Genomic DNA, 22,710 nt, shown 5'->3' with positions numbered 1-22,710 from the left:
AAATTCTTGCTGCTTGGAGCATTTCTCATGCCCACCCTACGCCGTGCCCGCCTCGGTCGATTTGCTCAGGTTCTCTCGTTGCTGGCCCTGAGTTGTGCTCTCACTGCCCCGGGCGCGCATGCCGCACCGGCCAAGAAAGCTGCCAAGAAACAGGTGGCCGTGGCCCCTGTCAAGAAGAAGGCCGTGAAGGAGCGCGCCACGGCGGCTCCCCAGGGCAAGCGCGTTGCCAAGAGCGCACGCCAGCCCAGCCGCGTGGCCGCCCGCAGCGCTGCCAGCCCCATTCGTGCCGTTGCCTACGAGCCACGCCTGTCGTTCGGGCAGATGGCCGGGCTGCATGCAGTGGCCGATCCTCTTGATCTCAAGAGCAGCGTGGCCCTGGTCATGGACCAGGACACCCACGAAGTGCTGCTCAGCAAGAACGACCATGCCGTGTTGCCCATCGCCTCGCTGACCAAGCTGATGACGGGTCTGCTGATTTCCCAGGCCCATCTGCCCATGGATGAATCCATCACCATCACGCAGGATGATGTGGATACCGAAAAGGGCAGCAGTTCGCGCCTGGCCGTGGGCACCACGCTCACCCGTGCCGAAATGCTGCACCTGGCCCTGATGTCCAGCGAAAACCGTGCTGCCCATGCGCTGGGTCGCACCTTCCCAGGTGGCCTGGATGCCTTCGTCCAGCAGATGAATGCCAAGGCGCGCCTGCTGGGCATGACCGATACCCGTTACGTGGAGCCCACCGGGCTGTCCAGCCGCAACCAGTCCAGCGCCCGTGATCTGGCCGTGCTCGTGAATGTGGCGCACAGTGATCCGCTGGTGCGCGAGTACACCACTTCGCCCGGCTATGAAGTGGCCGTGGGCCGCCGCACGCTGCAGTACAACAACACCAACCGCCTGGTGCTGAGCCCGACCTGGGATATCGGCCTGCAAAAGACCGGCTACATCTCCGAAGCGGGTCGTTGCCTGGTCATGCAGGCGCAGGTGGCTGGCCGCAAGATCATCATGGTCTTCCTGGACTCCGCCGGAAAGTTCAGCCGCCTGGGCGATGCCGAGCGCGTACGCCACTGGGTGGAATCCATGGGGCAGGTGGCCGGCGATTCCATGATCCACAAGGTCAAGGGCTGAGTTTCTTCCCCTCAACAACAAAGGCGCCCTGGGCGCCTTTGTTGTTTTTGATGACCGGTCTTGCTGCTTGCGGATGGCTGCTTGCAGATCAGTGGCTGCTGCGCGCGTAGGGATTGGGGGGCGGGGCTGCAGGGCGGACCGCATTGAAGCCCAGGGCGCCCGAGATCTCCTGCGCGGTGGCCTGGAGCTTGGACAACCAGCTTTCGTCCAGCCGGTCGGCGGGAGCGGAGATGGACAGGCCGGCCACCAGCTTGCCCTGGTCGTCATAGATGCCGGCGGCCATGCAGCGCACGCCCAGCTCCAGCTCCTCGTTGTCGCGGGCGACGCCATGGTGGCGTACCTTGTCCAGCTCGTTTTCCATGTCGGCAAGCCGCGTGATGCTGAAGTGCGTCTTGCCGGGAAGGCCGGTGCGTGTGGCGTAGGCGCGCACCTGCTGCGCATCATCGGCCGCGAGAAACAGCTTGCCATTGGATGTGAGGTGCAGCGGCGCATGGCCGCCAATGGCGCGCACCACCTGCATGCCCGAGCGCTCGCTGTAGGCGCGTTCCACATAGACGATTTCATCGCCCTGGCGCACGCTGAGGCTGACCGGCTGCTGAATCTGCTTGTGCAGCTGGCGCATGGGAATCAGGGCCGCTTCGCGCACGCTCAGGCGGGCCTTGACCAGGTTGCCCAGCTCCAGGAAACGCATGCCCAGCCGGTAGCTGCCCGATTCGGGGCGGTCGACAAAGCGGCCGATGGCCAGGTCGTTGAGAATGCGGTGCGTGGTGGAGGGGTGCAGGCCGGTGCGCTCGCTGATCTCCTTGAGCGATACCGCTTCCTCACGCGAGGCCAACACGTCGATCAACGTGAACATGCGTTCCAGGACCTGGACGCTGGGCTTGGGCGAGGCCGCGTTATCGTCTTTTTTCATGAGGCGCAAGGGGATTTCGGGATTCGGTCATTCTAGCGGCGGGCATGGCTTGGCGGCATATGTGCCGCCTGCAAACAGCGGCCATGTGCATAAGAAATGTCGCTGAAAGGGGCGCGGTGGCGCCATATCAGCGTGGCAGCTGATCCACGCGCTGCCAGCGCTCGTCCACGCGCACTTCATGGGGAAGAAAGCGCGCCTTGTAATTCATCTTCTGGCTGTCGGCGATCCAGTAGCCCAGGTAGACATAGGGCAGGCTCATGGAGCGTGCCTGATCGATCTGCCACAGCACGTTGAACGTGCCGTAGCTGGCCTGGTCATTGGGCTCGTAGAAGGTGTAGACGGCGGACAGCCCGTCTTCCAGCACATCGAGGATGGAGACCATCTTCAGCCTGCCGACTGCGCCGTCGGCCGCCGGTGCGCGGAACTCCACAAGCCGTGAGTTGACGCGGCTTTGCAGCAGGAACTGCGTGTACTGGTCCACGCTGTCGTGGTCCATGCCGCCGCCGCTGTGACGGCTTTGCTGGTAGCGCAGGTACAGCTGGTAATGCTCGTTCGAGTAATGCAGGCGCTGGATCGATGCCGTGAGATCGGCGTGGCGCATGGCGGCGCGGCGCTGGCTGCGGTCCGGGCGGAAATCGTGGACCAGGATGCGCATGGGCACGCAGGCCCGGCAACCATCGCAATACGGCCGGTAGGTGAACATTCCGCTGCGGCGAAACCCCAGGGAGACCAGCTCCGAATAGGCGCTGTTCTGGATCAGGTGGCTGGGCGTGGCCACTTGCGAACGCGCCAGCCGGCCATCCAGGTAGCTGCAGGGATAGGCGGCTGTGGCGTAGAACTGCAGGGCCTGCAGCGGAAGATCGTTCGGGTGCGTCATGGTGTGCTGGCGGCAGCCGGTGATGTGCTGCCGGCGTCACCGGACGGCGGCAGCAACTCGTTCCAGTATACGTTTTCGAATTGCCAGTGCATGGGCGGCAACTGGCTTTGCTCTGCCACGGTGCGCAGGAACTGGGAGCGGGGCATCTCGCGCGCGCCCAGCGAAGCCAGGTGCTGCGTGGCCTGCTGGCAATCGATTTGCGCGGCGCCTTGGTGCCGGCACAGCGCCACCAGTGCCGACAGTGCGATCTTGGATGCGTCTGTGGCATGCGCGAACATGGACTCGCCGAATACGGCGCGGCCCAGCGCCACGCAGTACAGGCCGCCCACCAGGCGCCCGTCGATCCAGGTTTCCACGCTGTGGGCTGCACCCTGGCGGTGCAGTTCGGTATAGGCGTCGAGAATTTCCTGCACGATCCAGGTGCCATCCTGATCACGGCGCACCGTTTGGGCACAGTGCTGCATCACGGCCTCGAAAGCGCTGTCGATGCGGATCTCGCAGCCGGCGGTGGAGCGAAAGCGCTGCAATGTCTTGCGCAGGCTGCGGTGCAGCCGGAACTGCGATGTCTGCAGCACCATGCGTGGATCGGGCGACCACCATAGCGTGGGCTGGGCTTCGCTGAACCAGGGAAAAATGCCCTGGCTGTAGGCGATGCGCAGGTGCGCCGCATCCAGCGTGCCGCCTGCGGCCAGCAGGCCCGGAATCGGGTCGTTGGGGCCCCATGCCGTTTCCACAGGAGGGAAGGCCTGGTGGGGAATGAGCCATGGGAGGGGGTGGGACATGATCGGGTGCGGACTGAAAAATAATGGATTCGTGCTTCTCTGCAGCCGCAGTCTTGCACAAACCATGGTGAAGAGGGTTGCGTGGATGCGAGAGCATCGCCTGGCCGGGGTAAGTGAACCTCCTACGCGGCCTTGTCCCGCCAGGGGACAGCGCCGCCAGGCCGGGTTGGCTATCCTGGGCTTGTCTTCTTGCGGATGCATGGCTTTCGCTGCGAAGACATCGAAGGAGGATGAGCGATGTTTTTCAGCAAAATCTTTGGCGCAAGCCTTGCCGAGCCGCGCTATATCCGTCGCACCCGGGCCTACCTGCAGGAGGCACGCATGGCGATGCTGGAGCACACCATTGCTGCCGAATACTACAAGTCCTCTGCGGACATGTATGCGGAGCGGGCTGCGCGGCTGGAGGAAGAGCTGCGTGCATGGGAAGAGGGTGTGGAGCAAGCGCGTGCTGCGCACGGTGCGCGTCGCGCACATGCCAAGCACGGCAAGCCTGTCACCGTGGAGTCGGCCGCCCCTGCCGCAGCGCCGAGCACGCCGACTGTCGGCATGGTGCGCGCAGCCTGAGCAAACAAAAAAGCCCGCATGCGCTGGCATGCGGGCTTTTCATCTGGCTCCTCAACCTGGGCTCGAACCAGGGACCTACGGATTAACAGTCCGGCGCTCTACCAACTGAGCTATTGAGGAATATGTTGGTGCTGGGCCCTGTGCGATTGCAAGGCCGCTGAAATTTGGCTCCTCAACCTGGGCTCGAACCAGGGACCTACGGATTAACAGTCCGGCGCTCTACCAACTGAGCTATTGAGGAATACGTGTCTGTCGACAAAGATCCTGTGCGATTGCAGGGTCTTGAAATTTGGCTCCTCAACCTGGGCTCGAACCAGGGACCTACGGATTAACAGTCCGGCGCTCTACCAACTGAGCTATTGAGGAACAAGACCTAGATTATATGACGTAAAAAACACGTCGCAGAAAACTCGGGGAATTTTTTTCAGCAGGCCTGCCGCAGGCCTTCATTCTCAGGGCTCTGGCCTGAACCACAGCCACACCAGCACGCAGCCCATGGACGTCAGCGCCACGGCCTGTACCCAGGCGGGCGGGCGTGTCCACAGCAGGAGGACGGCGCACAGGCTCATCATGGCGCTGGCGCTCCATTTGGCGCGCCGGCTCACGCAGCCACCTCGCGCCCAATTGCGCAGCATGGGTCCGAACAGGCGATGGCGCCACAGCCAGGTGTGCATGCGCTGCGAGCTGCGCGCCGCGGCCCATCCGGCCATGAGCACGAACACCGTGGTGGGCAATCCTGGAATGAAGATGCCGGCAATGCCCGTCGCCAGGCTCAGGCAGGCAAACAGCTGCAGCGCCCAGCGCAACGGCGCGGCCGGCATGCGGTGCAGGGGAGGGGGATCATCATCATTGAAGGCCTGCGCCTGCGCCATGCTTGCCTGCGCAGTGGCATCCGGCTGCCTGGCCTGTGCCGCGGGTGTTTGCTGCGCGCCTGTGTCACGGTCCTCTGAGGACGCGGCGGATGACTCTCTGGCGGTGCTGGGCATGCTGCGATTGTGCCAGCGCGGTGTGGCCATGGCGGCCAAGGGGGGCGAGAGGGGGGCGAGAGGGGGGGATCGGGGGGCGAAGCAGGTGGGTGTGGTCACGGTGCGCGGTCGCCCGCTATGCTTGGCGACCCGCATTTCCTGCATCACCGTGCACTGCCATGACTGTACGCACCATATTGAAAATGGGTGATCCGCGCCTGCTGCGCGTCGCCCAGCCCGTGACCGAATTCGACACCGACGAACTGCACCTGCTGCTCAGCGACCTGCTGGACACCATGCATGCCGCCAATGGCGCGGGGCTGGCCGCGCCGCAGATTGGCGTGGACCTGCAGATGGTGGTGTTCGGCTCCGGCCTGCCCAATCCGCGCTACCCCGATGCACCGGTGGTGCCGCGCACCGTGCTCATCAACCCGGTCATCACGCCCATCGGCGAAGACGAACAGATGGACTGGGAAGGCTGCCTGTCCGTACCCGGCATGCGTGGCATGGTGCCGCGCTGGAGCCGTATCCGCTACACGGGCTTCGATGTCTTTGGCGATGCGATCGATCGCACGGTCGATGGCTTTCATGCGCGGGTGGTCCAGCATGAGTGCGACCACCTCTGGGGAAAGCTCTATCCCATGCGCATGCGCGACTTCCGCCAGTTCGGCTTCACCGATGTGCTGTTCCCCGGCATCAGCGCTGCCGAGGATGACTGAGCGGACTTGCTTGCCGCTGTAATTTCAAGATCTGCGGTCAGGTCTTTGTATACAAATCGGTAGACAATTTTTCCATGCTGGCGCCGTACAGTGGCACTTCCCGCGAAGGCGGGGATTGTGTGCGTGCGCCCGCCAAGAGCTGCCAAGCAGCCACCGGGCTTCGCGATGCAGGATGCAGGAGAGCGCGGCCTATCGGGTCGGCGGCAAAGGGTGCGCGGGGGCGCGCCTGCCGCCATCCGGCTGCCGCGTACTTGTCCGGCGTTCTGTGAACAAGAGGACAAGGAGACAGCGATGGAAAAAAGTTCTGGCAATGCGCCGGCCCTGGGCGCAGACATCCGCCCGGAGGACGAGCAACTCGGCCTCACGGCCAACACCCTCTATGGTTTGCAGCATGTGCTGACCATGTACGGAGGCATCGTGGCCGTGCCCCTGGTCATGGCCAATGCGGCCGGCATGTCGGCGGCCGACACGGGCCTGCTGATCACGGCCTGCCTTTTCATGGGCGGGCTGGCCACGCTGCTGCAGACGCTGGGCATTCCGTTCTTCGGCTCGCGCCTGCCGCTGGTGCAGGGCGTGTCCTTCTCGGGCGTGGCCACCATGGTCAGCATCCTGCACACGGGCGGCGGCATGCAGGGCGTGCTGGGCGCCGTGCTCTTTGCCTCGGTGTTCGGCCTGATCATTGCGCCCATTTTTTCCAAACTCACCCGGTTTTTCCCGCCGCTGGTCAATGGCTGCGTGATCACCATCATCGGCCTGTCGCTGATGCCGGTGGCGGCCCACTGGGCCATGGGCGGCAATCCCCAGGCGGCCGACTACGGAAGTATGGGCAACATCGGCCTGGCCGGGCTGTCCCTGGTCATCGTGCTGGCGCTGAGCAAGCTGGGCAACGCCATGATCTCGCGCCTGTCCATCCTGCTGGCCATCGTCATCGGCACGGCGGTGGCGGCCATGATCGGCAAGTCCGACTTTTCCGAGGTGGGCAGCGGTGCGTGGTTCGCCGTGCCCATGCCGCTGCACTTCGGCTGGCCGACCTTCAGCCTGGCGGCGACGCTTTCCATGTCCATCGTGATCCTGGTGACCTTGGTGGAGACCTCGGCCGACATCCTGGCCGTGGGCGACATCGTGGGCACCCGCGTGGATTCGCGCCGCCTGGCCGACGGCCTGCGTGCCGACATGCTGTCCAGCGTGGTGGCCCCGTTCTTCGGTTCGTTCACGCAGAGCGCCTTTGCCCAGAACGTGGGTCTGGTCGCGGTCACGGGCATCAAGAGCCGCTATGTGGTGGCCTTCAGCGGGCTGATCCTGATCGCCTTCGGACTGCTGCCCATCATGGGGCGCATCGTGGCCTGCGTGCCGCCCTCGGTGCTGGGAGGCGCGGGCCTGGTGCTCTTTGGCACGGTGGCAGCCAGCGGCATCCGCACGCTGGCCAAGGTGGACTATCACAACAACATGAACCTGATCATCGTGGCGGCGTCCATCGGCATGGGCGTGCTGCCCATGGTCAAGCCGGACTTCTATCACCACTTCCCGGACTGGTTCGCCACCATGTTCCATTCGGGCATCAGCTCCACTGCGGTGACCGTGCTGCTGCTGAACCTGGTCTTCAACCACTTCAAGCAGGGCAACCCCGAAGAGCCATCGGTGTTCGGCGCCGGATCGGAGCGCGTGCTCAGCGAGGCCGTGCTGTCTGCCCTCGCCGATGGCGACCGGGTGGTCGATGGCAAGCTCTATGACCGCGAGGGCAAGCAAGTGGCCACGGTGTCGGCGCCTGCGTCCGCCATGCACTGATGGCTGCATCCCCGCCTGCCAGCGCATGAACCCGACGAGCCCGCCCTGCACAACAGGGCGGGCTTTTTTTGCGCAATCGGCTCAGACTGCCAGGGCCTGCAAAAGCTCGGTCTCTATGAGCAGCTGGTGCTGGTTGTTCTGCAGCTCGGCACCCTCGATGAGGAAGCTGTCCTCCACTCGCTCGCCCAGCGTGCTGACCTTGGCCAACTGCACGCTCAGGTGGTGCTGGGCCAGGATGCGCGCCACGGTGTAGAGCAGGCCGGCGCGGTCCGTGGCCGAGATGGACAGCAGCCAGTGCTGGGCCTTGTCGTCGGGTCGCAGCGTGACGCGCGGCGCGAAGGGGAAGCTCTTGACGCGGCGCGACAGGCGCCGGGGCGAGGGCTCGCGCAGCGGCCCGCCCTCCATCAGCGCGGCGACCAGGTCGTTCTCGACCATGTGCATGAGTTCGCGGTACTGCTCCTGCATGGCGGGCGCCACCACCTGGAAGGTGTCCAGCGCATAGCTGTTGTGGGCCGTGTGCACGCGCGCATCCAGGATGGAAAACGCTGCGCGGTCGAAGTAGCCGCAGATGCGCGCGAACAGATCGGGCTGGTCGGGTGCGTAGACCAGCACCTGCAGTCCCTCGCCCGCCAGTGAGCGGCGCGCACGCACCACGGGGCGGGTGGTGCCCACGTGGCGCGACAGGTGGCGTGTGTGCCAGGCGATGTCGGCCGCCTCATGGCGCATGAAGTAGTCCACGCCCAGCGTGTCCCAGAGCTTCTTGTGGGACTCGAAGGGCTGGGCCGTCAGCGCCAGCTGCACCAGCGCCTCGCGCCGGCGCGCCTCGATCTCGGCGGCCGCGTCGGGCGCGCGGCCGCCCATCACGCGCAGAGTCAGGCGATAGGTGTCCTCCAGCAGCTTGCCCTTCCAGGCGCTCCACACCTTGGGGCTGGTGCCACGGATGTCGGCCACGGTGAGCAGGTACAGCGCCGTGAGGTTGCGTTCGTTGCCCACGCGCTCGGCAAAGGCCTGGATCACTTCGGGATCCGACAGATCCTGCTTTTGCGCGACCTGGCTCATGGTCAGGTGCTCGCGCACGAGGAACTCGATCAGCTCGGCGTCGGCGCGCGCAATGCCGTGGGCACGGCAAAAGCGCTTGGCCTCCACGGCGCCGATGATGGAGTGGTCGCCGCCGCGGCCCTTGCCGATGTCGTGGAACAGCGCGGCCACGTACAGCAGCCAGGGCTTGTCCCAGCCGCTGGCCAGCTGGGAGCAGAACGGGTACTCATGCGCATGCTCGGCCATGAAAAAGCGCCGCACATTGCGCAGCACCATGAGAATGTGCTGGTCCACCGTGTAGACGTGGAACAGGTCGTGCTGCATCTGGCCCACGATGCGCCGGAAGGGCCACAGGTAGCGCCCCAGCACCGAGGTCTGGTTCATCAGCCGCATGGCATGCGTGATGCCGCTGGGCTGCTGCAGGATCTTCATGAACGTGGCGCGGTTGACCGGGTCGCGCCGGAAGGCCGCATCCATCAGGTCACGCGCGCCGTACAGCGCGCGCAGCGTGCGTGCCGACAGGTCGGTGAGGCCCACATGGGTCTCGTACATCAGGAAGGTTTCGAGGATGGCATGCGGCTCGCGCTCGTACAGATCGTCGCTGGCCACTTCGATGGTGCCGGCCTTCTCGTAGAAGCGCGAGTTCAGCCGGATCCGCGGCGTGGGGCGTGGGTTCAGGCGCTCCTCGATGTTCAGGCGCAGGATCTGGCACAGCTGGGTCACGGCCTTGGCTGCCCAGTAGTAGTGGCGCATCAGCGTCTCGCTGGCGCGCATGGCCAGCTTGCGGCCCTCGGCCGAGGTGGAGCGGTAGCCAAAGGCCTCGGCCACGGCGGTCTGCTGGTCGAAGACCAGGCGGTCCTCGTGCCGGCCCGCCACGGCGTGCAAGCGCGCGCGTATCAGGCTGAGCATGGCCTCGTTGTCTTCGAGCTGCTGGCGCTCGAAATCGGTGATCAGTCCCTTTTCCGCCAGGGCCTGCCAGCTGTGGCCCAGGCCTGCGGCGCGGGCCAGCCAGATCATGGTGTGCAGATCGCGCAGGCCGCCGGGCGATTCCTTGCAGTTGGGCTCCAGCGAGTAGGGCGTGCTCTCGTACTTGTTGTGGCGCTGGCGCATTTCCAGCAGCTTGCCGGACAGAAAGGCGCGCGCATTCATCTGTGCCTGGTAGCGCTGCTGGAACTCGCCGAACAGCGGCTCGTTTCCGCAGATGCGGCGCGACTCCAGCAAGGCGGTCTGCACTGTGAGGTCGCGCCCGGACTCTTGCAGGCATTCGGCCAGCGTGCGCACGCTGGAGCCGATCTCCAGGCCCGCGTCCCAGCAGCTGCCGATGAACTTTTCTATGCGCGAGGTCAGCTCCGGGTCTGCCGTGCCGGTGGCCGGCAGCAGCACCAGCACGTCGATGTCGGAGTAGGGAAACAACTGGGCGCGGCCATAGCCTCCCACGGCGGCCAGGCAGGCCTCGGCAGGCATGCCGGCGCGGTGCCACAGCGCGCGCAGCAGCGTGTCGGCCAGATCGCTCAGGTGCTGCAGCACCAGGCGCACGCCGCGCCGGCCCATGGTGGGCGCCAGCAGCGAGCCTATCCAGCGTCCGCGATCGAGGGCGTACTGCGCGCGCAACTGCTCCAGCGAATCCGGGGCTGCGGGCGCAGAGTTGGAAGGAGTGTGGTCAGTGATCTGTTTCATGCGCGGCCAGGGCAGGGGAGGCGCCTGGAGCGGGTGCCCCGGGCGCAGTGCCATTTTGCCTGCGCATCACGCAAGAAACATGCCGAGCCTCAGCAGCTCGTGGCGGTCACAAAGGGCGGGAGCGCGGGCGAGCCAGCCGACAGGGTCATGACTTCGTAGCCCGTCTTGGTCACCACCAGGGTGTGTTCCCACTGGGCCGAGAGGCTGTGGTCCTTGGTCACGATGGTCCAGCCGTCCTTGCCCAGTTCCTTGATCTCGCGCCTGCCCAGGTTGAGCATGGGCTCGACGGTGAAGACCATGCCCTCTTCGAGAACGGTGCCCGTGCCGGGGCGGCCATAGTGCAGGATCTGCGGCTCTTCGTGGAACTTCTGGCCGATGCCGTGGCCGCAGAACTCGCGCACCACCGACAGGCCGTGGCCTTCGGCAAAGGTCTGGATGGCGTTGCCGATGTCGCCCAGCGTGGCGCCGGGCCTGACCTGCTGGATGCCCAGCCACATGGCGTCGAAGGTCAGCGCCGACAGGCGCTTGGCCGCGATGGAGCACTCGCCGATCAGGAACATGCGGCTGTTGTCGCCGTACCAGCCGTCCTTGGTGATGACCGTGACATCCACATTGACGATGTCGCCCTTCTTGAGCGGCTTGTCATTGGGGATGCCGTGGCAGACCACATGGTTGACCGAGGTGCACAGGTGCCCGGGATAGGGCGGGTAGCCAGGCGGCTGGTAGCCGATGGTGGCGGAGACCGTGCCCTGCTGCGCCATGCATTCGGCGCCCAGCCGGTCGATCTCGGCCGTGGTGATGCCGGGCTTGATGTGGGGGGTGATGTAGTCCAGCACTTCCGAAGCCAGGCGGCATGCCACGCGCATGGCTGCGATGTCTTCGGCGCTCTTGATGGTGATGCTCATGCCCGCAATTATCCCATTGCGCCTTTGGACGTGCAGGGGTAAGGGGCGGCTGTCGCCACCGGGACGGCGCAGCCCGGTAAAATGGCGGCCTCACCGATTCAGCGCCTTGCGGCCTGCCCCCAGCCGGGCGGGGCCGCAGGGCGCTTTTCACAAGCCTCCTCACCCAACAGGCCGCCACGTGACCTTGCATCTGACACAGTTCGAGGGTGGAAACGCTCTCAGCTCGTTCCGCGCCCAGCAGCTTCTGACCGACCTGGTCGCCATCCATCCCAAAATCACCGGCATTGCCGCGCGCTTCGTGCACCTGGTGGCCACGGACGCCGCACCCACGCCCGCATTGCAAGAGCGCCTCCAGGCGCTCTTGACCTATGGAGATCCCTACGAAGGCCCGCAAGGCCCGGCCGATGGCACCGCCCTGGTGGTCACCCCGCGCCTGGGCACGATCTCGCCCTGGGCCTCCAAGGCCACCGATATCGCGCGCAACTGCGGCCTTGAAGTCTTCCGCGTCGAGCGCATCACCGAGTACCGCGTGGTCCTCAAGAGCGGCCTGCTCGGTGGCAAGCCCGAGCTGTCGGCCGAGCAGACCGCGCAGATCGCGGCCCTGCTGCACGACCGCATGACCGAATCGGTCTTCGCCACGCGCGCCGAGGCCGAGCAGCTGTTCTCCGCCCTGGAAGCCGCTCCCATGGAGTTCGTCGATGTGCTGGGCGGCGGCCGCGCGGCGCTGGAGACTGCCAACCGCCAATGGGGCCTGGCACTGGCCGACGACGAGATCGACTACCTGGTCGACGCCTTCAAGGGCCTGCAGCGCAATCCCACGGACGTGGAGCTGATGATGTTCGCGCAGGCCAACAGCGAGCACTGCCGCCACAAGATCTTCAACGCCCAGTTCACCATTGACGGCGTGGCCCAGGACAAGAGCCTGTTCGGCATGATCCGCCACACGCACCAGGTCTCGCCCCAGCACACGGTGGTCGCGTACTCGGACAACGCCTCCATCATGGAAGGCCATGAGGTCGAGCGCTTCGTCGCCACCTTCGAGGCGGCCCTGGACAAGATCAAGGCGCCCAGCTACCAGAAGAAGAAGGCCGTCAACCACGTCCTCATGAAGGTGGAGACGCACAACCACCCCACGGCCATCTCTCCCTTCCCCGGCGCATCGACCGGCGCGGGCGGCGAGATCCGCGACGAGGGCGCCACGGGCCGCGGCTCCAAGCCCAAGGCCGGCCTGTCGGGCTTTACGGTCTCCAAGCTGTGGGGCAGCGAAGTGGGCAAGCCCGAGCACATCGCGAGCCCGCTGCAGATCATGATCGAGGGCCCGCTCGGTGGCGCGGCCTTCAACAACGAGTTCGGCCGTCCCAACCTGACCGGCTATTTCCGCGAGTACGAGCAGCAGGTCGGCGTGGGGGCCGATGCCGTGATGCGCGGCTACCACAAGCCCATCATGATCGCGGGCGGCCTGGGCGTGATCGACTCCGAGCTGACGCGCAAGATCGAGTTCCCCGCCGGCACCCTGCTGATCCAGCTGGGCGGCCCCGGCATGCGCATCGGCATGGGCGGCGGCGCTGCCAGCTCCATGGCCAGCGGCACGAACGCGGCCGAGCTGGACTTCGACTCCGTGCAGCGCGGCAACCCCGAGATCGAGCGCCGCGCCCAGGAAGTCATCAACCACTGCTGGGCCCAGGGTGACAAGAACCCCATCCTGGCCATCCACGACGTGGGTGCCGGCGGCCTGTCCAATGCCTTCCCCGAGCTGACCAACGATGCGGGCCGTGGCGCGCGCTTCGACCTGCGCGCCGTCAACCTGGAGGAATCCGGCCTGGCGCCCAAGGAAATCTGGTCCAACGAAAGCCAGGAGCGCTATGTACTGGCCATCGCGCCCGAATCGCTGGCCGAATTCACGGCCTTCTGCGAGCGCGAGCGCTGCCCGTTTGCCGTGATCGGCACGGCCACCGAGGAGCGCCAGCTGGTGCTGGAGGACACGGCCGTGGCCTCGGGCGACCAGAAGTTCCCCGTGGACATGCCCATGAACGTGCTGCTGGGCAAGCCGCCCAAGATGCACCGCGACGTGGCCACCGTGCAGCGCGAGCTGCCGCCCATGGACCTGACCGGCGTGCCCCTGGAAAAGGCCGTGATCGACGTGCTGGCCCACCCCACCGTGGCCTCCAAGCGCTTCCTGATCACCATCGGCGACCGCGCCGTGGGCGGCCTGACCCACCGCGACCAGATGGTCGGCCCCTGGCAGGTGCCCGTGGCCGACGTGGCCGTCACGCTGGCCGATTTCCAGGGCTTCAAGGGCGAGGCCATGGCCATGGGCGAGCGCACGCCGCTGGCGGCCATCAACGCGCCGGCGTCGGGCCGCATGGCCGTGGCCGAGGCCATCACCAACATGCTGGCCGCGCCCATCGAACTGTCCAGGGTCAAGATGTCGGCCAACTGGATGGCGGCCTGCGGCGAGCCCGGCGAAGACGCGGCGCTCTACGCCACCGTCAAGGCCGTGGGCATGGAGCTGTGCCCGCAGCTGGACATCTCGATCCCCGTGGGCAAGGACAGCCTGTCCATGCGCACCCAGTGGAACGAGGGCGGCCAGGTCAAGAAGGTGACCTCGCCGGTCAGCCTGATCATCACGGGCTTTGCCTCCATCGACGATGTGCGCGGCACGCTCACGCCCCAGCTGGACGCCTCGGAAGACGACAGCACCCTGGTGCTGGTGGACCTGGGCCGCGGCAAGATGCGCATGGGCGGCTCCATCCTGGGCCAGGTGCTGGGCCAGACCGGCAACGAGACGCCCGACCTCGATGACGCCAAGGACCTGATTGCCCTGGTCGATGCCGTCAACGACCTGCGCGCCAAGGGCCAGATCCTGGCCTACCACGACAAGGGCGACGGCGGCCTGCTGGCCACCGTGGCCGAGATGGCCTTTGCCGGCCATGTGGGCGTGGCCATCAACGTGGACATGCTGGTCACCGAAGGCGACGGCATCAGCGACAGCCGCATGGACTCGGGCGAAGGCAAGAACTGGGCCTCCCAGATCAGCGGCCGCCGCGACGACATGACGCTGCGCGCGCTGTTCAACGAAGAGCTGGGCGCCGTGCTGCAGATCCGCACGGCCGACCGCGCCGCCGTGCTGCAGACCCTGCGCGAGCATGGCCTGTCCACCTGCAGCCACATCATCGGCAAGACGCGCCCCGTCTCGTCCAAGGTCGATGCGGGCAAGGGCGAGCTGCAGGTCTGGCGCGATGCCAAGTCCGTCTTCGGCGCCTCGCTCAGCGACCTGCACCAGGTCTGGGATGCCGTCAGCTGGAAGATCGCCCAGCAGCGCGACAACCCGGCCTGCGCCGACAGCGAGCACGCCGCAGCCGGCGAGCCTGCCGACCCCGGCATGCACCTGCACCTGACGTTCGACCCGGCCGAGAACCCGGCCGCACCCTTCCTGAACCTGGGCGCGCGGCCCCGCGTGGCCGTGCTGCGCGAGCAGGGCGTGAACTCCCATGTGGAAATGGCCTATGCCTTCACCGAGGCCGGCTTCGACGCGGTGGACGTGCACATGACCGACCTGCAAAGCGGCCGCGCGCAGCTGCAGGATTTTGCGGGCGTGGTGGCCTGCGGCGGCTTCAGCTACGGCGACACGCTGGGCGCCGGCATCGGCTGGGCGCGCTCCGTCACCTTCAACGACAGCCTGTCCGCACAGTTCCAGCAGTTCTTCGGCCGCAGCGACACCTTCGGCCTGGGCGTGTGCAATGGCTGCCAGATGTTTGCCGAGCTGGCCGACATCATTCCCGGTGCCCAGGACTGGCCGCGTTTCACGCAGAACCAGAGCAACCGCTTCGAGGCGCGCCTGTCCATGGTGGAAGTGCTGGAGTCCCCCAGCCTGTTCCTGCAGGGCATGGCCGGCAGCCGCCTGCCCATCGCCGTGGCCCACGGCGAAGGCTTTGCCAATTTCCGCTTCCGCGGCAATGCGGACAAGGCCATCGCCTCCATGCGCTATGTGGACAACCACGGCAAGGCCACCGAGCAGTACCCGTTCAACCCCAACGGATCGGCCGGCGGCCTGACGGCAGTGACCACGGCCGATGGCCGCTTCACGGCCATGATGCCCCACCCCGAGCGCGTGTTCCGCAACGTGCAGATGAGCTGGACCAACGGCGACAAGTCGGAATTCAGCCCCTGGATGCGCGTGTGGCGCAACGCCCGCAAGTGGCTGGGCTGATGCACTGAGCGACGCTGCAAAGCAGACAAAGGCCCTTCGGGGCCTTTTCTTTTTTCTGTTTCTTTTTGGCGGCTGCCGTTACGGCGCCAGCATCTGCGCCGTGCGCGCGCGGGCCTGCTGGACCAGGGTGGAGATCAGCACCGTCTCGGGCAGGTTGTGCCAGTAGCGGCGCGGCATCTCGCGCAGCATGGCCTGCTCCTTCAGGCGCGCGGGGTTGAAGGTGCTGGCGTAGTAGGTCAGCCACAGGGCCTCGCCCGCGTCGGCTGGCGGGGCATCGCTGCGGCGCGCGCCGGGCGCCAGGCGCAGCGCATGGCCGTCCCAGTGCACGCTGCACTGCGGCGTGAGGATGGCCCAGTGCATGTTGGCAAAGCGCTTGCAGAAGAAGGGTGCCGCCGCGCGCACGATGTGGTGCTCGGGCTCGAACCAGGCGATGTGCAGCTCGGGCAGGTTCTGCCGCTGCGTGGTCCGAAAGCGCACAAAGGCGTGCATCTTGTGGATCTCGCGCGAGACGGGGCGGGCCAGGGCCTCGATGGCGCGCCAGTCCGCATCCAGCGCATCCAGCCGCAGTTCGGGCCGGGCCTGCATGCGCGCCAGCCAGCGGTGGCACAGCTCGAAGCGGCCTGCCGCGCGGTGCATGCAGGCATGGCGCAGGGCGGACATCTGGGTGTCCGACAGGGACAGCCCTGCCTCGCCGGGGCCGGCCAGCCCGGCGAGTGCCGAGGCGGGCATGGCCTGCTGCGGCGCGCTGGAAAACAGGTCCACCCCCGCGCCGAGTGGCTGCGCACTCGGCGTGTCGGGCCACCGCCAGCGCACCAGGGCGGGGTCGGCGCCATGGGCCAGCAGCGCCCTGCAGGCTGCGCGAAAGCCGGGCCAGTCGTCGGGGCTGTCGAGTTCGATGGTGAGGGCCTGTCCGTGCATGGCGTGCTCCAGGTTCTAGAACAGGCTGGCCTGCAGTGCGCTTTGCACGCGCATGCCGCTGTGCCGCGCCTGGGCCTGGCTGGCCTGCGACTGCGCGATCAGCCGCGTGCGCAGCGCGGCCGAGTCGGTCTCGCCCAGCAGGGGGCGGTGGCCGTCGATCAGCACGAAGGGCAGGGCCTTTTGCACGGGGGCGCGCAGCCGCAGCAGGTCGTCCAGCCGCAGCCGGCGCACGCGGCGCGCCGCCAGCAGGCGGTCCACCGTCTGCGTGCCCAGGCCCGGCACGCGCAGCAGCAGGCTGCGCGGCGCACGGTTGAGGTCCACGGGGAACTGCTGTCGGTTGGCCAGTGCCCAGGCCAGCTTGGGGTCGATCTCCAAGTCCAGCATGCCGTGGCGGCTGGCCGCCGCGATCTCGCCCGCCCCGTAGCCGTAAAAGCGCATGAGCCAGTCGGCCTGGTAGAGCCGGTGCTCGCGCATGAGGGGCGGCGCCTGCGGCGGCAGATCGCGCGAGGCATCGGGAATGGGGCTGAAGGCCGAGTAGTACACGCGGCGCAGGCCGTAGCCCGCATACAGCGTGTGGCTGGATTCGAGGATGTCGGCATCGGTTGCGCGGTCGGCGCCCACGATCATCTGCGTGCTCTGCCCGCCCGGCGCAAAGCGCGGCACGGCGGCGCGCTGCGCGGGCGCGCCGGGCAGGGACTGCGCCTGGCGCTGCTCGCGCGTGGCCGCGCGCCAGGCCTGCACATGCCGGTCCACGCCCTGCATGGCCTGGCGTATGCGCCGGCCGTCCTTTTCAGGCGCGAACTGCGCCAGGCCGCTGGCCGTGGGCAGTTCCACATTGATGCTCAGGCGGTCGGCATGGCGGCCTGCCTGGGCCAGCAATTCAGGGGCGGCATCCGGGATGGTCTTCAGATGGATGTAGCCGCGAAAGTCATGCTCCTCGCGCAGGCGGCGGGCCACTTCCACCAACTGCTCCATGGTGTAGTCGCTGGAACGGATGATGCCGCTGGACAGGAACAGCCCCTCGATGCAGTTGCGCCGGTAGAAGTCCAGCGTCAGCTGCACCACCTCGGCCACCGTGAAGCGGGCGCGCTGCACGTTGGAGCTCTTGCGGTTGATGCAGTAGCGGCAGTCGAAGATGCAGACATTGGTCAGCAGGATCTTGAGCAGCGAGATGCAGCGCCCGTCGGGCGCATAGCTGTGGCAGATGCCCATGCCGGTGACCGAGCCCATGCCCTTGCCGTCCAGCGAGTCGCGCCCCTGCGATCCGCTGGAGGCGCAGCTGGCGTCGTACTTGGCGGCGTCGGCGAGGATGAAAAGTTTGCGTTGCAGCTCCATGGCTGTATGAATATACAGTATATTTGCCTGGCACATCCGGTTTTTCGAGAGCCCATCCCCCAGCCAGGGTCTGGTCCGGCCTTGCCTGGCTCCGGTTTGAACGCACTGTCGGCTATCGCAATGGCCAGCGGATTGCAATGGTTGCCAGTGCAATGGAATGAAACCGTTTTCAGTGCGGAATGAGTGCTTGCTTTCAATGGGTGGCGATGTGCATCGCAGGAAATGGTGAATGCGTGTTTCCTGCGTCTTTTTTTAATGCCTGAAGGCTGGTACGGCTTGGTGCCATCAATGCATGCGCTGATATAGCGCAGCTGGCTGCGCGCCATGGGGTTCCCGGTTCATGGGAGAGAGGTTTGACGTTGTTGTGATTTGTTTCAAATTGCCGATAACTATTGCTGATAGGCTTTCGGGCTTGCCGGGCGCGGTCGTTTTTTCTTCATTCAATGCGCCTGGCGATGACAAACACTTGGAGAGGGAGCTTCGGTGTCGCGTGTATTAGGAACAGAGAGCGAAGTGCTGGCGCTATCGCCGGACGCTTCCTCCAGCAAGGCCGCCAAGGGACTGCAATCGCCCGCCAAATGGCCCGCCATGGGCGCCAACGATGTGGCGGTGTGGGGCGAGTGCCAGGGCAGCGGCAGCAAGCCCTACCAGACCCAGGTGGACCTGTCGGGACCCTCCTTCAAATGCTCTTGCCCCAGCCGCAAGTTCCCCTGCAAGCATGGGCTGGCGCTGATGCTGATGCGTGCGGGCGGCCAGGTCACCGAGGGCGGCGATCCACCGGCCTGGGTGCAGACCTGGCTGGACAGCCGCCAGGAAAAGGCCGAGAAGAAGGAGGCCAAGGCTGCCGCTGCGGCGGCCGAGCCGCCACCCGATCCCGAGGTTGCGGCCGGGCAGCAGGCCAGGCGCGAAGACAAGCGCTGGGACAAGGTCGAGGCGGGCCTGCAGGAACTGTCGCTGTGGATGCAGGACATGGTGCGCGCGGGCCTGGCCAACCAGGCCGGCGACTCCCAGATGCGCCAGCGCTGGAACACCATGGCCGCGCGCATGGTCGATGCGCAGGCCACGGGCATGGCGGCACGCATCAAGGACTGCCGGGATCTGGTGGACAGCCACCGCGACTGGCCGCGCGACATGCTGGTGCAGCTGGGCCACTGGCAGCTGATCATTGACGCCGTGCGCCGCCGCGAATCGCTGAGCCCCGAGGTCAAGGCCGACGTGATGGCCGCGCTGGGCTGGCCCATGGACAAGGCCGAGGTGCAGGCCAGGGGCCAGCTGGTCGAGGACGAGTGGCTGGTGGCCGGCCTGCGCATGATCGAGCGCGAAGGCCGGCTCATGGAGCGGCGCGTCTGGCTGCAGGGCCAGCGCACGGGGCGCATGGCCCTGGTGCTGGACTACGCGCAGGGCGGGCGCGGCTTCGAATCGGCCTGGGTGCCTGGCCATCGCTACGGATGCGCGCTGAATTTCTACCCGGGCCATGCGCCGCTGCGCGCCATTGCCGCCAACGGCAACGGGCCTGCGCTGCCTGCCGAGGGCGCCAGCCCGCTGGACACCTCGGCCGTGGGCGACGTCCTGCAGCAGATGGGCCGGCGCATTGCCGCCAACCCGCTGCAGGCCACGCAGCCGCTGTGCCAGGACGGGTTGCGCCTGGTGCCTGCCCAGGGCCAATGGTTTGCGGCCTGGCCCGATGCGCCGGGCGCATCGGCGGCTGCGCCCGGCGTGTCTGCTGACGGCACTGCCGCGTCTGTGCAACCCGTTCCCGTGGCCATTGACGATGCCGAAGCCTGGCGCCTGCTGGCGCTCAGCGGCGGCGCGCCCATGCAGCTGTTTGGCGAATGGGAGCCCGGCCCGGCCGTGGGCCGCTGGCGCCTGCTGAGCGCCTGGCAGGCCCGCGAGGGCGAAAGTGCCCGGCAATGTATCTGGCAGAACCAGGGTGAACCGGTATGAGCAACACACAACTTTGGACTGCGCTGCAGCAATCGGCCATGGTCGGCTCGGACCGGCTGGCCGTGCCGCCTGCGCTGGCTTCGGGCGTTGATCCGTCTGCCCCGTGGTCGCAGCAGGCCGTGCAGGCCGCGCTGCTGCCCCGGGCGGACCTGCCCGGCGACTCGCCCGCCCAGCAACTGCTGCGCGCCAGCGCCGTGGCGGCCGTGTTCGAGCGCGCAGGCTGGCAGCCCGGCGCGCAGGTGCGCCTGCCGGCACCGCTGGCCGTGCCGGCCGCGGCACCTGCAGAATCGCGCCCCGCGCCTGCCGATGCTCGCCTGCAGACCCTGATGGGCGACGTGCTCAAGGACGGACCGTTCGAGCTGCAGGCCTCCATGCTGCGCACCCTGGACCAGGCCGGCCAGCGCCTGCCCCATGACCTGCTGGTGCCTGCGCTGGAGCAGGGCCGCCAGTCCGTGGAGCTGCGCCAGTGGCTGGCCCCGGTGCTGGGCGAGCGCGGGCGCTGGCTGGGCGCGCTCAATCCGCAATGGAGCTATGCCAGCGGCGTGGAGGAAACCGCCGACCCCGAACTGGTCTGGCAGGAGGGCTCGGTCGAGCAGCGCGTGGCCCTGCTGCGCAGCGAGCGCGCGGCCGATGCCGCCCAGGCCCGTGCGCGGCTGGAAGGCAGCCTGAAGGAGCTGGGCGCCAAGGAGCGCCTGCCCATGGTCCAGGCACTGACCGTGGGGCTGGGCATGGACGACGAGCCGCTGCTCGAAAAACTGCTGTCCGACCGCAGCAAGGAAATCCGCGAGAACGCCGCGCAAATGCTCTCGTGCCTGCCGGACAGCGCGCACAGCCAGCGCGTCATGGGCTGGATGCAGTCCATGCTTCAGCAGGACGACAAGGGCCAGTGGATCGTGGAGCCCCCCGAGGAAGGCCTCAAGGAATGGGAGCGCGACGGCATCACGCTCAAGCCCGATGCCTACTTCCGTGGCGGCAAGAAGGCCTGGCTGCTGGAGCAGATGGTGCAGCTCACCCCGGTGTCCTTCTGGACCCGCGCCCTGGGCCTGACGCCCCTGGAAGTGATGGAGTGGAGCCGGCGCAGCGACTGGAAATCCTCGCTGCGCCAGGGCTGGGTGCGGGCCCTGCAGTACCAGCTGGACGTGGAATGGATCGATGCCGCCCAGGCCCTGGGCCGCGACATGCGCCACGATGCGCTGCTGCCCGCCCTCATGGCCCGGCTGTCCCCCGAAGAACGCGAGTCCCGCTGGATTGCCCAGTTCGAGCGCGACAGGCACAAGCTCATCGACGCCATCGAGGGCATGTCCCAGTCGCTGGGCGGTGCCGAACTGCTCTCGCCGGCGCTGTCGGCGCGGCTGACCGAGGCACTGCATGTGGCCGTGGGCGGCAAGCAGATCACGGGCAACTGGCACAGCTACCGCGCCGACCAGGCCCTGCTGTCCTGCGCGCGCATGCTGGACGTGACCGCGCTGGAGCGCTTTGCCGAGCTGTGGCGCAAGCCCTCGGTGCTGGATGCGCAGGTCGAGCCCGAGCCAGAGCCCCCGGCCGAGCCTGTTGCAGAGACCGCAGCCGCTTCGGCATCTGCAGCAACAGCCGCCCCGGCCATTGCCCTCACGCCCCAGCAGCAGGCGCGCCTCGAACGCAGCCGCGCGCGGCCCTGGGACGAGGAGCGCATGCGCGGCCACCTGGAGCGCATCGTCGAGCTGCGCCTGGGCCTGCACCAGGCCTTCATCGCACTGCGCGGCCAGGCCTGAGGCCGGGCCCGCTTTGCCACCCACCCCCTACCGAATCCCATTCCCATCCCTTTCCGGAAGCACACCATGAGCCAAGTCCTGCGCCAGCATGCCGAACAGCAATTCGCCGAAGAACTCGAAGCCCTGCGCAAGGTGGACGACCGTCCGCGTCCGCCCAACTGGAAGCTGTCGCCCTGGGCCGTGCTCCAGTACCTGATGGGCGGCAAGCTCGGCAACGGCTTCGAGGTCAGCCCCAAGTACATCGGCAATCCGCGCCTGATGGAAATCGCCGTCTCCACCCTGGCCACCGACCGCGCCCTGCTGCTGTACGGCGTGCCGGGCACGGCCAAGTCCTGGGTGTCCGAGCACCTGTCGGCCGCCGTCAGCGGCGACTCCACCATGCTGGTGCAGGGCACGGCCGGCACCAGCGAGGAGCAGCTGCGCTACGGCTGGAACTACGCGCAGCTGCTGGCCCATGGCCCGTCCGAGAAGGCGCTGATTCCCAGCCCCCTGGTCAACGCCATGAAGCTGGGCAAGATCGCCCGCATCGAAGAGCTGACCCGCATCCCGGCCGACGTGCAGGACACGCTGATCACCGTGCTGTCCGAAAAGACCCTGCCCGTGCCCGAGCTGGGCACCGAGGTGCAGGCCGTGCAGGGCTTCTCGGTCATCGCCACGGCCAACAACCGCGACAAGGGCGTGAACGAGCTGTCCAGCGCGCTCAAGCGCCGCTTCAACACCGTGGTCCTGCCCGTGCCGGCATCGCAGGACGAGGAAGTGCAGATCGTCACCAAGCGCGTGGCCGAGCAGGGCCGCGCCCTGGCACTGCCCGCCGAGCCGCCGGCCCTGCAGGAAGTGCGCCGCGTGGTGCAGATCTTCCGCGAGCTGCGCAACGGCCAGACCGAGGACGGCAAGACCGTGCGCGTGAAGTCGCCCAGCAGCACGCTGTCCACGGCCGAGGCCATCTCGGTCATCAACAGCGGCATGGCGCTGGCCGGGCATTTCGGCGACGGCGTGCTGCGCGCGGGCGATGTGGCCTCGGGCCTGCTGGGCGCCGTGATCAAGGACCCGGTGCAGGACAGCGTGGTCTGGAAGGAATACCTGGAGACCGTGGTCAAGGAGCGCAGCGACTGGAAGGACCTGTACCGCGCCTGCCGCGAGCAGCTCTGAAGCCCGCACTCCCGCTCCGCTGACCGACCGCATCTTCTGCGCATCTCCTGTGC

The 22,710-nt window shown here is 67.1% G+C and carries 16 protein-coding genes and 3 tRNA genes; 8 read left to right on the top strand and 11 right to left on the bottom strand.

The features are described 5' to 3' along the window. Positions 1 to 27: 27 nt before the first annotated feature. Positions 28 to 1,125 (top strand): serine hydrolase, encoded by a 1,098-nt coding sequence (locus PO605_RS23025; protein ID WP_047471767.1) that lies wholly within the window; start codon positions 28 to 30, stop codon positions 1,123 to 1,125. A gap of 88 nt (positions 1,126 to 1,213) precedes the next feature. Here the strand turns inward: PO605_RS23025 and PO605_RS23020 are convergent, their stop codons facing one another. The 3 genes from PO605_RS23020 to aat form a co-directional block, all read right to left on the bottom strand. Continuing rightward, complete coding sequence (locus tag PO605_RS23020; RefSeq protein WP_016447410.1) at positions 1,214 to 2,038, bottom strand: IclR family transcriptional regulator; 825 nt, start codon at positions 2,036 to 2,038, stop codon at positions 1,214 to 1,216. 127 nt (positions 2,039 to 2,165) lie between these two features. Further along, complete coding sequence (locus PO605_RS23015) at positions 2,166 to 2,915, bottom strand: arginyltransferase (RefSeq protein ID WP_047471765.1); 750 nt, start codon at positions 2,913 to 2,915, stop codon at positions 2,166 to 2,168. Continuing rightward, a complete protein-coding gene (gene aat, locus PO605_RS23010) occupies positions 2,912 to 3,697 on the bottom strand; it encodes a leucyl/phenylalanyl-tRNA--protein transferase (protein WP_272206908.1) in 786 nt (261 codons plus the stop codon). Before aat ends, PO605_RS23015 begins: the two co-directional genes overlap by 4 nt. A gap of 237 nt (positions 3,698 to 3,934) precedes the next feature. On the opposite strand from aat, the gene PO605_RS23005 reads away from it, so the two are divergent. Beyond that, positions 3,935 to 4,261 (top strand): hypothetical protein, encoded by a 327-nt coding sequence (locus tag PO605_RS23005; protein ID WP_016447407.1) that lies wholly within the window; start codon positions 3,935 to 3,937, stop codon positions 4,259 to 4,261. Positions 4,262 to 4,305: 44 nt separating this feature from the next. Here the strand turns inward: PO605_RS23005 and PO605_RS23000 are convergent. The 4 genes from PO605_RS23000 to PO605_RS22985 form a co-directional block, all read right to left on the bottom strand. Next, positions 4,306 to 4,381 (bottom strand) — tRNA-Asn (locus PO605_RS23000). Between the two features lie 45 nt (positions 4,382 to 4,426). After that, positions 4,427 to 4,502: transfer RNA gene (locus tag PO605_RS22995), tRNA-Asn, on the bottom strand. A gap of 49 nt (positions 4,503 to 4,551) precedes the next feature. Then, positions 4,552 to 4,627: transfer RNA gene (locus PO605_RS22990), tRNA-Asn, on the bottom strand. An 86-nt stretch (positions 4,628 to 4,713) separates the two neighbouring features. Further along, positions 4,714 to 5,133, bottom strand: a complete 420-nt coding sequence (locus tag PO605_RS22985; protein ID WP_272206907.1) for a YbaN family protein — start codon at positions 5,131 to 5,133, stop codon at positions 4,714 to 4,716. 272 nt (positions 5,134 to 5,405) lie between these two features. Between PO605_RS22985 and def the strand changes: the two genes are divergently transcribed. Further along, positions 5,406 to 5,945 carry a peptide deformylase gene (def, locus tag PO605_RS22980; protein WP_016450766.1) on the top strand — a complete coding sequence of 180 codons (540 nt, stop codon included), beginning with the start codon at positions 5,406 to 5,408 and terminating at the stop codon, positions 5,943 to 5,945. Positions 5,946 to 6,236: 291 nt separating this feature from the next. Next, positions 6,237 to 7,730, top strand: a complete 1,494-nt coding sequence (locus PO605_RS22975; protein WP_016450767.1) for a nucleobase:cation symporter-2 family protein — start codon at positions 6,237 to 6,239, stop codon at positions 7,728 to 7,730. Between the two features lie 81 nt (positions 7,731 to 7,811). Here PO605_RS22975 and PO605_RS22970 read toward each other — a convergent pair whose 3' ends face one another. Continuing rightward, positions 7,812 to 10,445, bottom strand: coding sequence for a [protein-PII] uridylyltransferase (locus PO605_RS22970; protein ID WP_052195755.1), 2,634 nt, complete (start codon positions 10,443 to 10,445; stop codon positions 7,812 to 7,814). Positions 10,446 to 10,534: 89 nt separating this feature from the next. Beyond that, positions 10,535 to 11,350 (bottom strand): type I methionyl aminopeptidase, encoded by an 816-nt coding sequence (gene map / locus PO605_RS22965; protein ID WP_016450769.1) that lies wholly within the window; start codon positions 11,348 to 11,350, stop codon positions 10,535 to 10,537. Positions 11,351 to 11,528: 178 nt separating this feature from the next. Here map and purL point away from each other — a divergent pair, with 178 nt between their 5' ends. Continuing rightward, positions 11,529 to 15,560 (top strand): phosphoribosylformylglycinamidine synthase, encoded by a 4,032-nt coding sequence (gene purL, locus PO605_RS22960; RefSeq protein ID WP_047469995.1) that lies wholly within the window; start codon positions 11,529 to 11,531, stop codon positions 15,558 to 15,560. A gap of 78 nt (positions 15,561 to 15,638) precedes the next feature. Here purL and PO605_RS22955 read toward each other — a convergent pair whose 3' ends face one another. Next, entirely contained in the window at positions 15,639 to 16,478 is an 840-nt protein-coding gene (locus PO605_RS22955) for a TIGR03915 family putative DNA repair protein (RefSeq protein ID WP_047469993.1), read from the bottom strand. A 15-nt stretch (positions 16,479 to 16,493) separates the two neighbouring features. Continuing rightward, positions 16,494 to 17,813 carry a putative DNA modification/repair radical SAM protein gene (locus PO605_RS22950; RefSeq protein ID WP_047218382.1) on the bottom strand — a complete coding sequence of 440 codons (1,320 nt, stop codon included), beginning with the start codon at positions 17,811 to 17,813 and terminating at the stop codon, positions 16,494 to 16,496. A 483-nt stretch (positions 17,814 to 18,296) separates the two neighbouring features. Between PO605_RS22950 and PO605_RS22945 the strand changes: the two genes are divergently transcribed. The 3 genes from PO605_RS22945 (at position 18,297) to PO605_RS22935 (ending at position 22,657) form a co-directional block, all read left to right on the top strand. Then, the gene (locus tag PO605_RS22945) at positions 18,297 to 19,757 is read left to right on the top strand and encodes an SWIM zinc finger family protein (RefSeq protein ID WP_047474913.1); all 1,461 of its coding nucleotides are present in this window, start codon (positions 18,297 to 18,299) and stop codon (positions 19,755 to 19,757) included. Continuing rightward, complete coding sequence (locus PO605_RS22940) at positions 19,754 to 21,508, top strand: DUF5691 domain-containing protein (protein ID WP_154833879.1); 1,755 nt, start codon at positions 19,754 to 19,756, stop codon at positions 21,506 to 21,508. The genes PO605_RS22945 and PO605_RS22940 overlap by 4 nt, the downstream gene beginning before the upstream one ends. 66 nt (positions 21,509 to 21,574) lie before the next feature. After that, positions 21,575 to 22,657 carry an AAA family ATPase gene (locus tag PO605_RS22935; protein WP_016449186.1) on the top strand — a complete coding sequence of 361 codons (1,083 nt, stop codon included), beginning with the start codon at positions 21,575 to 21,577 and terminating at the stop codon, positions 22,655 to 22,657. Positions 22,658 to 22,710: the final 53 nt, after the last annotated feature.

The organism is Delftia sp. DT-2, from assembly GCF_028401915.1.
Classification (GTDB): domain Bacteria; phylum Pseudomonadota; class Gammaproteobacteria; order Burkholderiales; family Burkholderiaceae_C; genus Comamonas; species Comamonas tsuruhatensis.
The sequence above is the reverse complement of the archived record's forward strand: the minus strand, read 5'-3'. Positions and strand labels throughout refer to the sequence as shown.

Coding starts and splice junctions, on each gene's coding strand:
- PO605_RS23025 (WP_047471767.1), top strand. CDS start 28: ATGCCCACCCTACGCCGTGCCCGCCTCGGTCGATTTGCTCAGGTTCTC.
- PO605_RS23020 (WP_016447410.1), bottom strand. CDS start 2,038: ATGAAAAAAGACGATAACGCGGCCTCGCCCAAGCCCAGCGTCCAGGTC.
- PO605_RS23015 (WP_047471765.1), bottom strand. CDS start 2,915: ATGACGCACCCGAACGATCTTCCGCTGCAGGCCCTGCAGTTCTACGCC.
- aat (WP_272206908.1), bottom strand. CDS start 3,697: ATGTCCCACCCCCTCCCATGGCTCATTCCCCACCAGGCCTTCCCTCCT.
- PO605_RS23005 (WP_016447407.1), top strand. CDS start 3,935: ATGTTTTTCAGCAAAATCTTTGGCGCAAGCCTTGCCGAGCCGCGCTAT.
- PO605_RS22985 (WP_272206907.1), bottom strand. CDS start 5,133: ATGGCGCAGGCGCAGGCCTTCAATGATGATGATCCCCCTCCCCTGCAC.
- def (WP_016450766.1), top strand. CDS start 5,406: ATGACTGTACGCACCATATTGAAAATGGGTGATCCGCGCCTGCTGCGC.
- PO605_RS22975 (WP_016450767.1), top strand. CDS start 6,237: ATGGAAAAAAGTTCTGGCAATGCGCCGGCCCTGGGCGCAGACATCCGC.
- PO605_RS22970 (WP_052195755.1), bottom strand. CDS start 10,445: ATGAAACAGATCACTGACCACACTCCTTCCAACTCTGCGCCCGCAGCC.
- map (WP_016450769.1), bottom strand. CDS start 11,350: ATGAGCATCACCATCAAGAGCGCCGAAGACATCGCAGCCATGCGCGTG.
- PO605_RS22955 (WP_047469993.1), bottom strand. CDS start 16,478: ATGCACGGACAGGCCCTCACCATCGAACTCGACAGCCCCGACGACTGG.
- PO605_RS22950 (WP_047218382.1), bottom strand. CDS start 17,813: ATGGAGCTGCAACGCAAACTTTTCATCCTCGCCGACGCCGCCAAGTAC.
- PO605_RS22940 (WP_154833879.1), top strand. CDS start 19,754: ATGAGCAACACACAACTTTGGACTGCGCTGCAGCAATCGGCCATGGTC.
- PO605_RS22935 (WP_016449186.1), top strand. CDS start 21,575: ATGAGCCAAGTCCTGCGCCAGCATGCCGAACAGCAATTCGCCGAAGAA.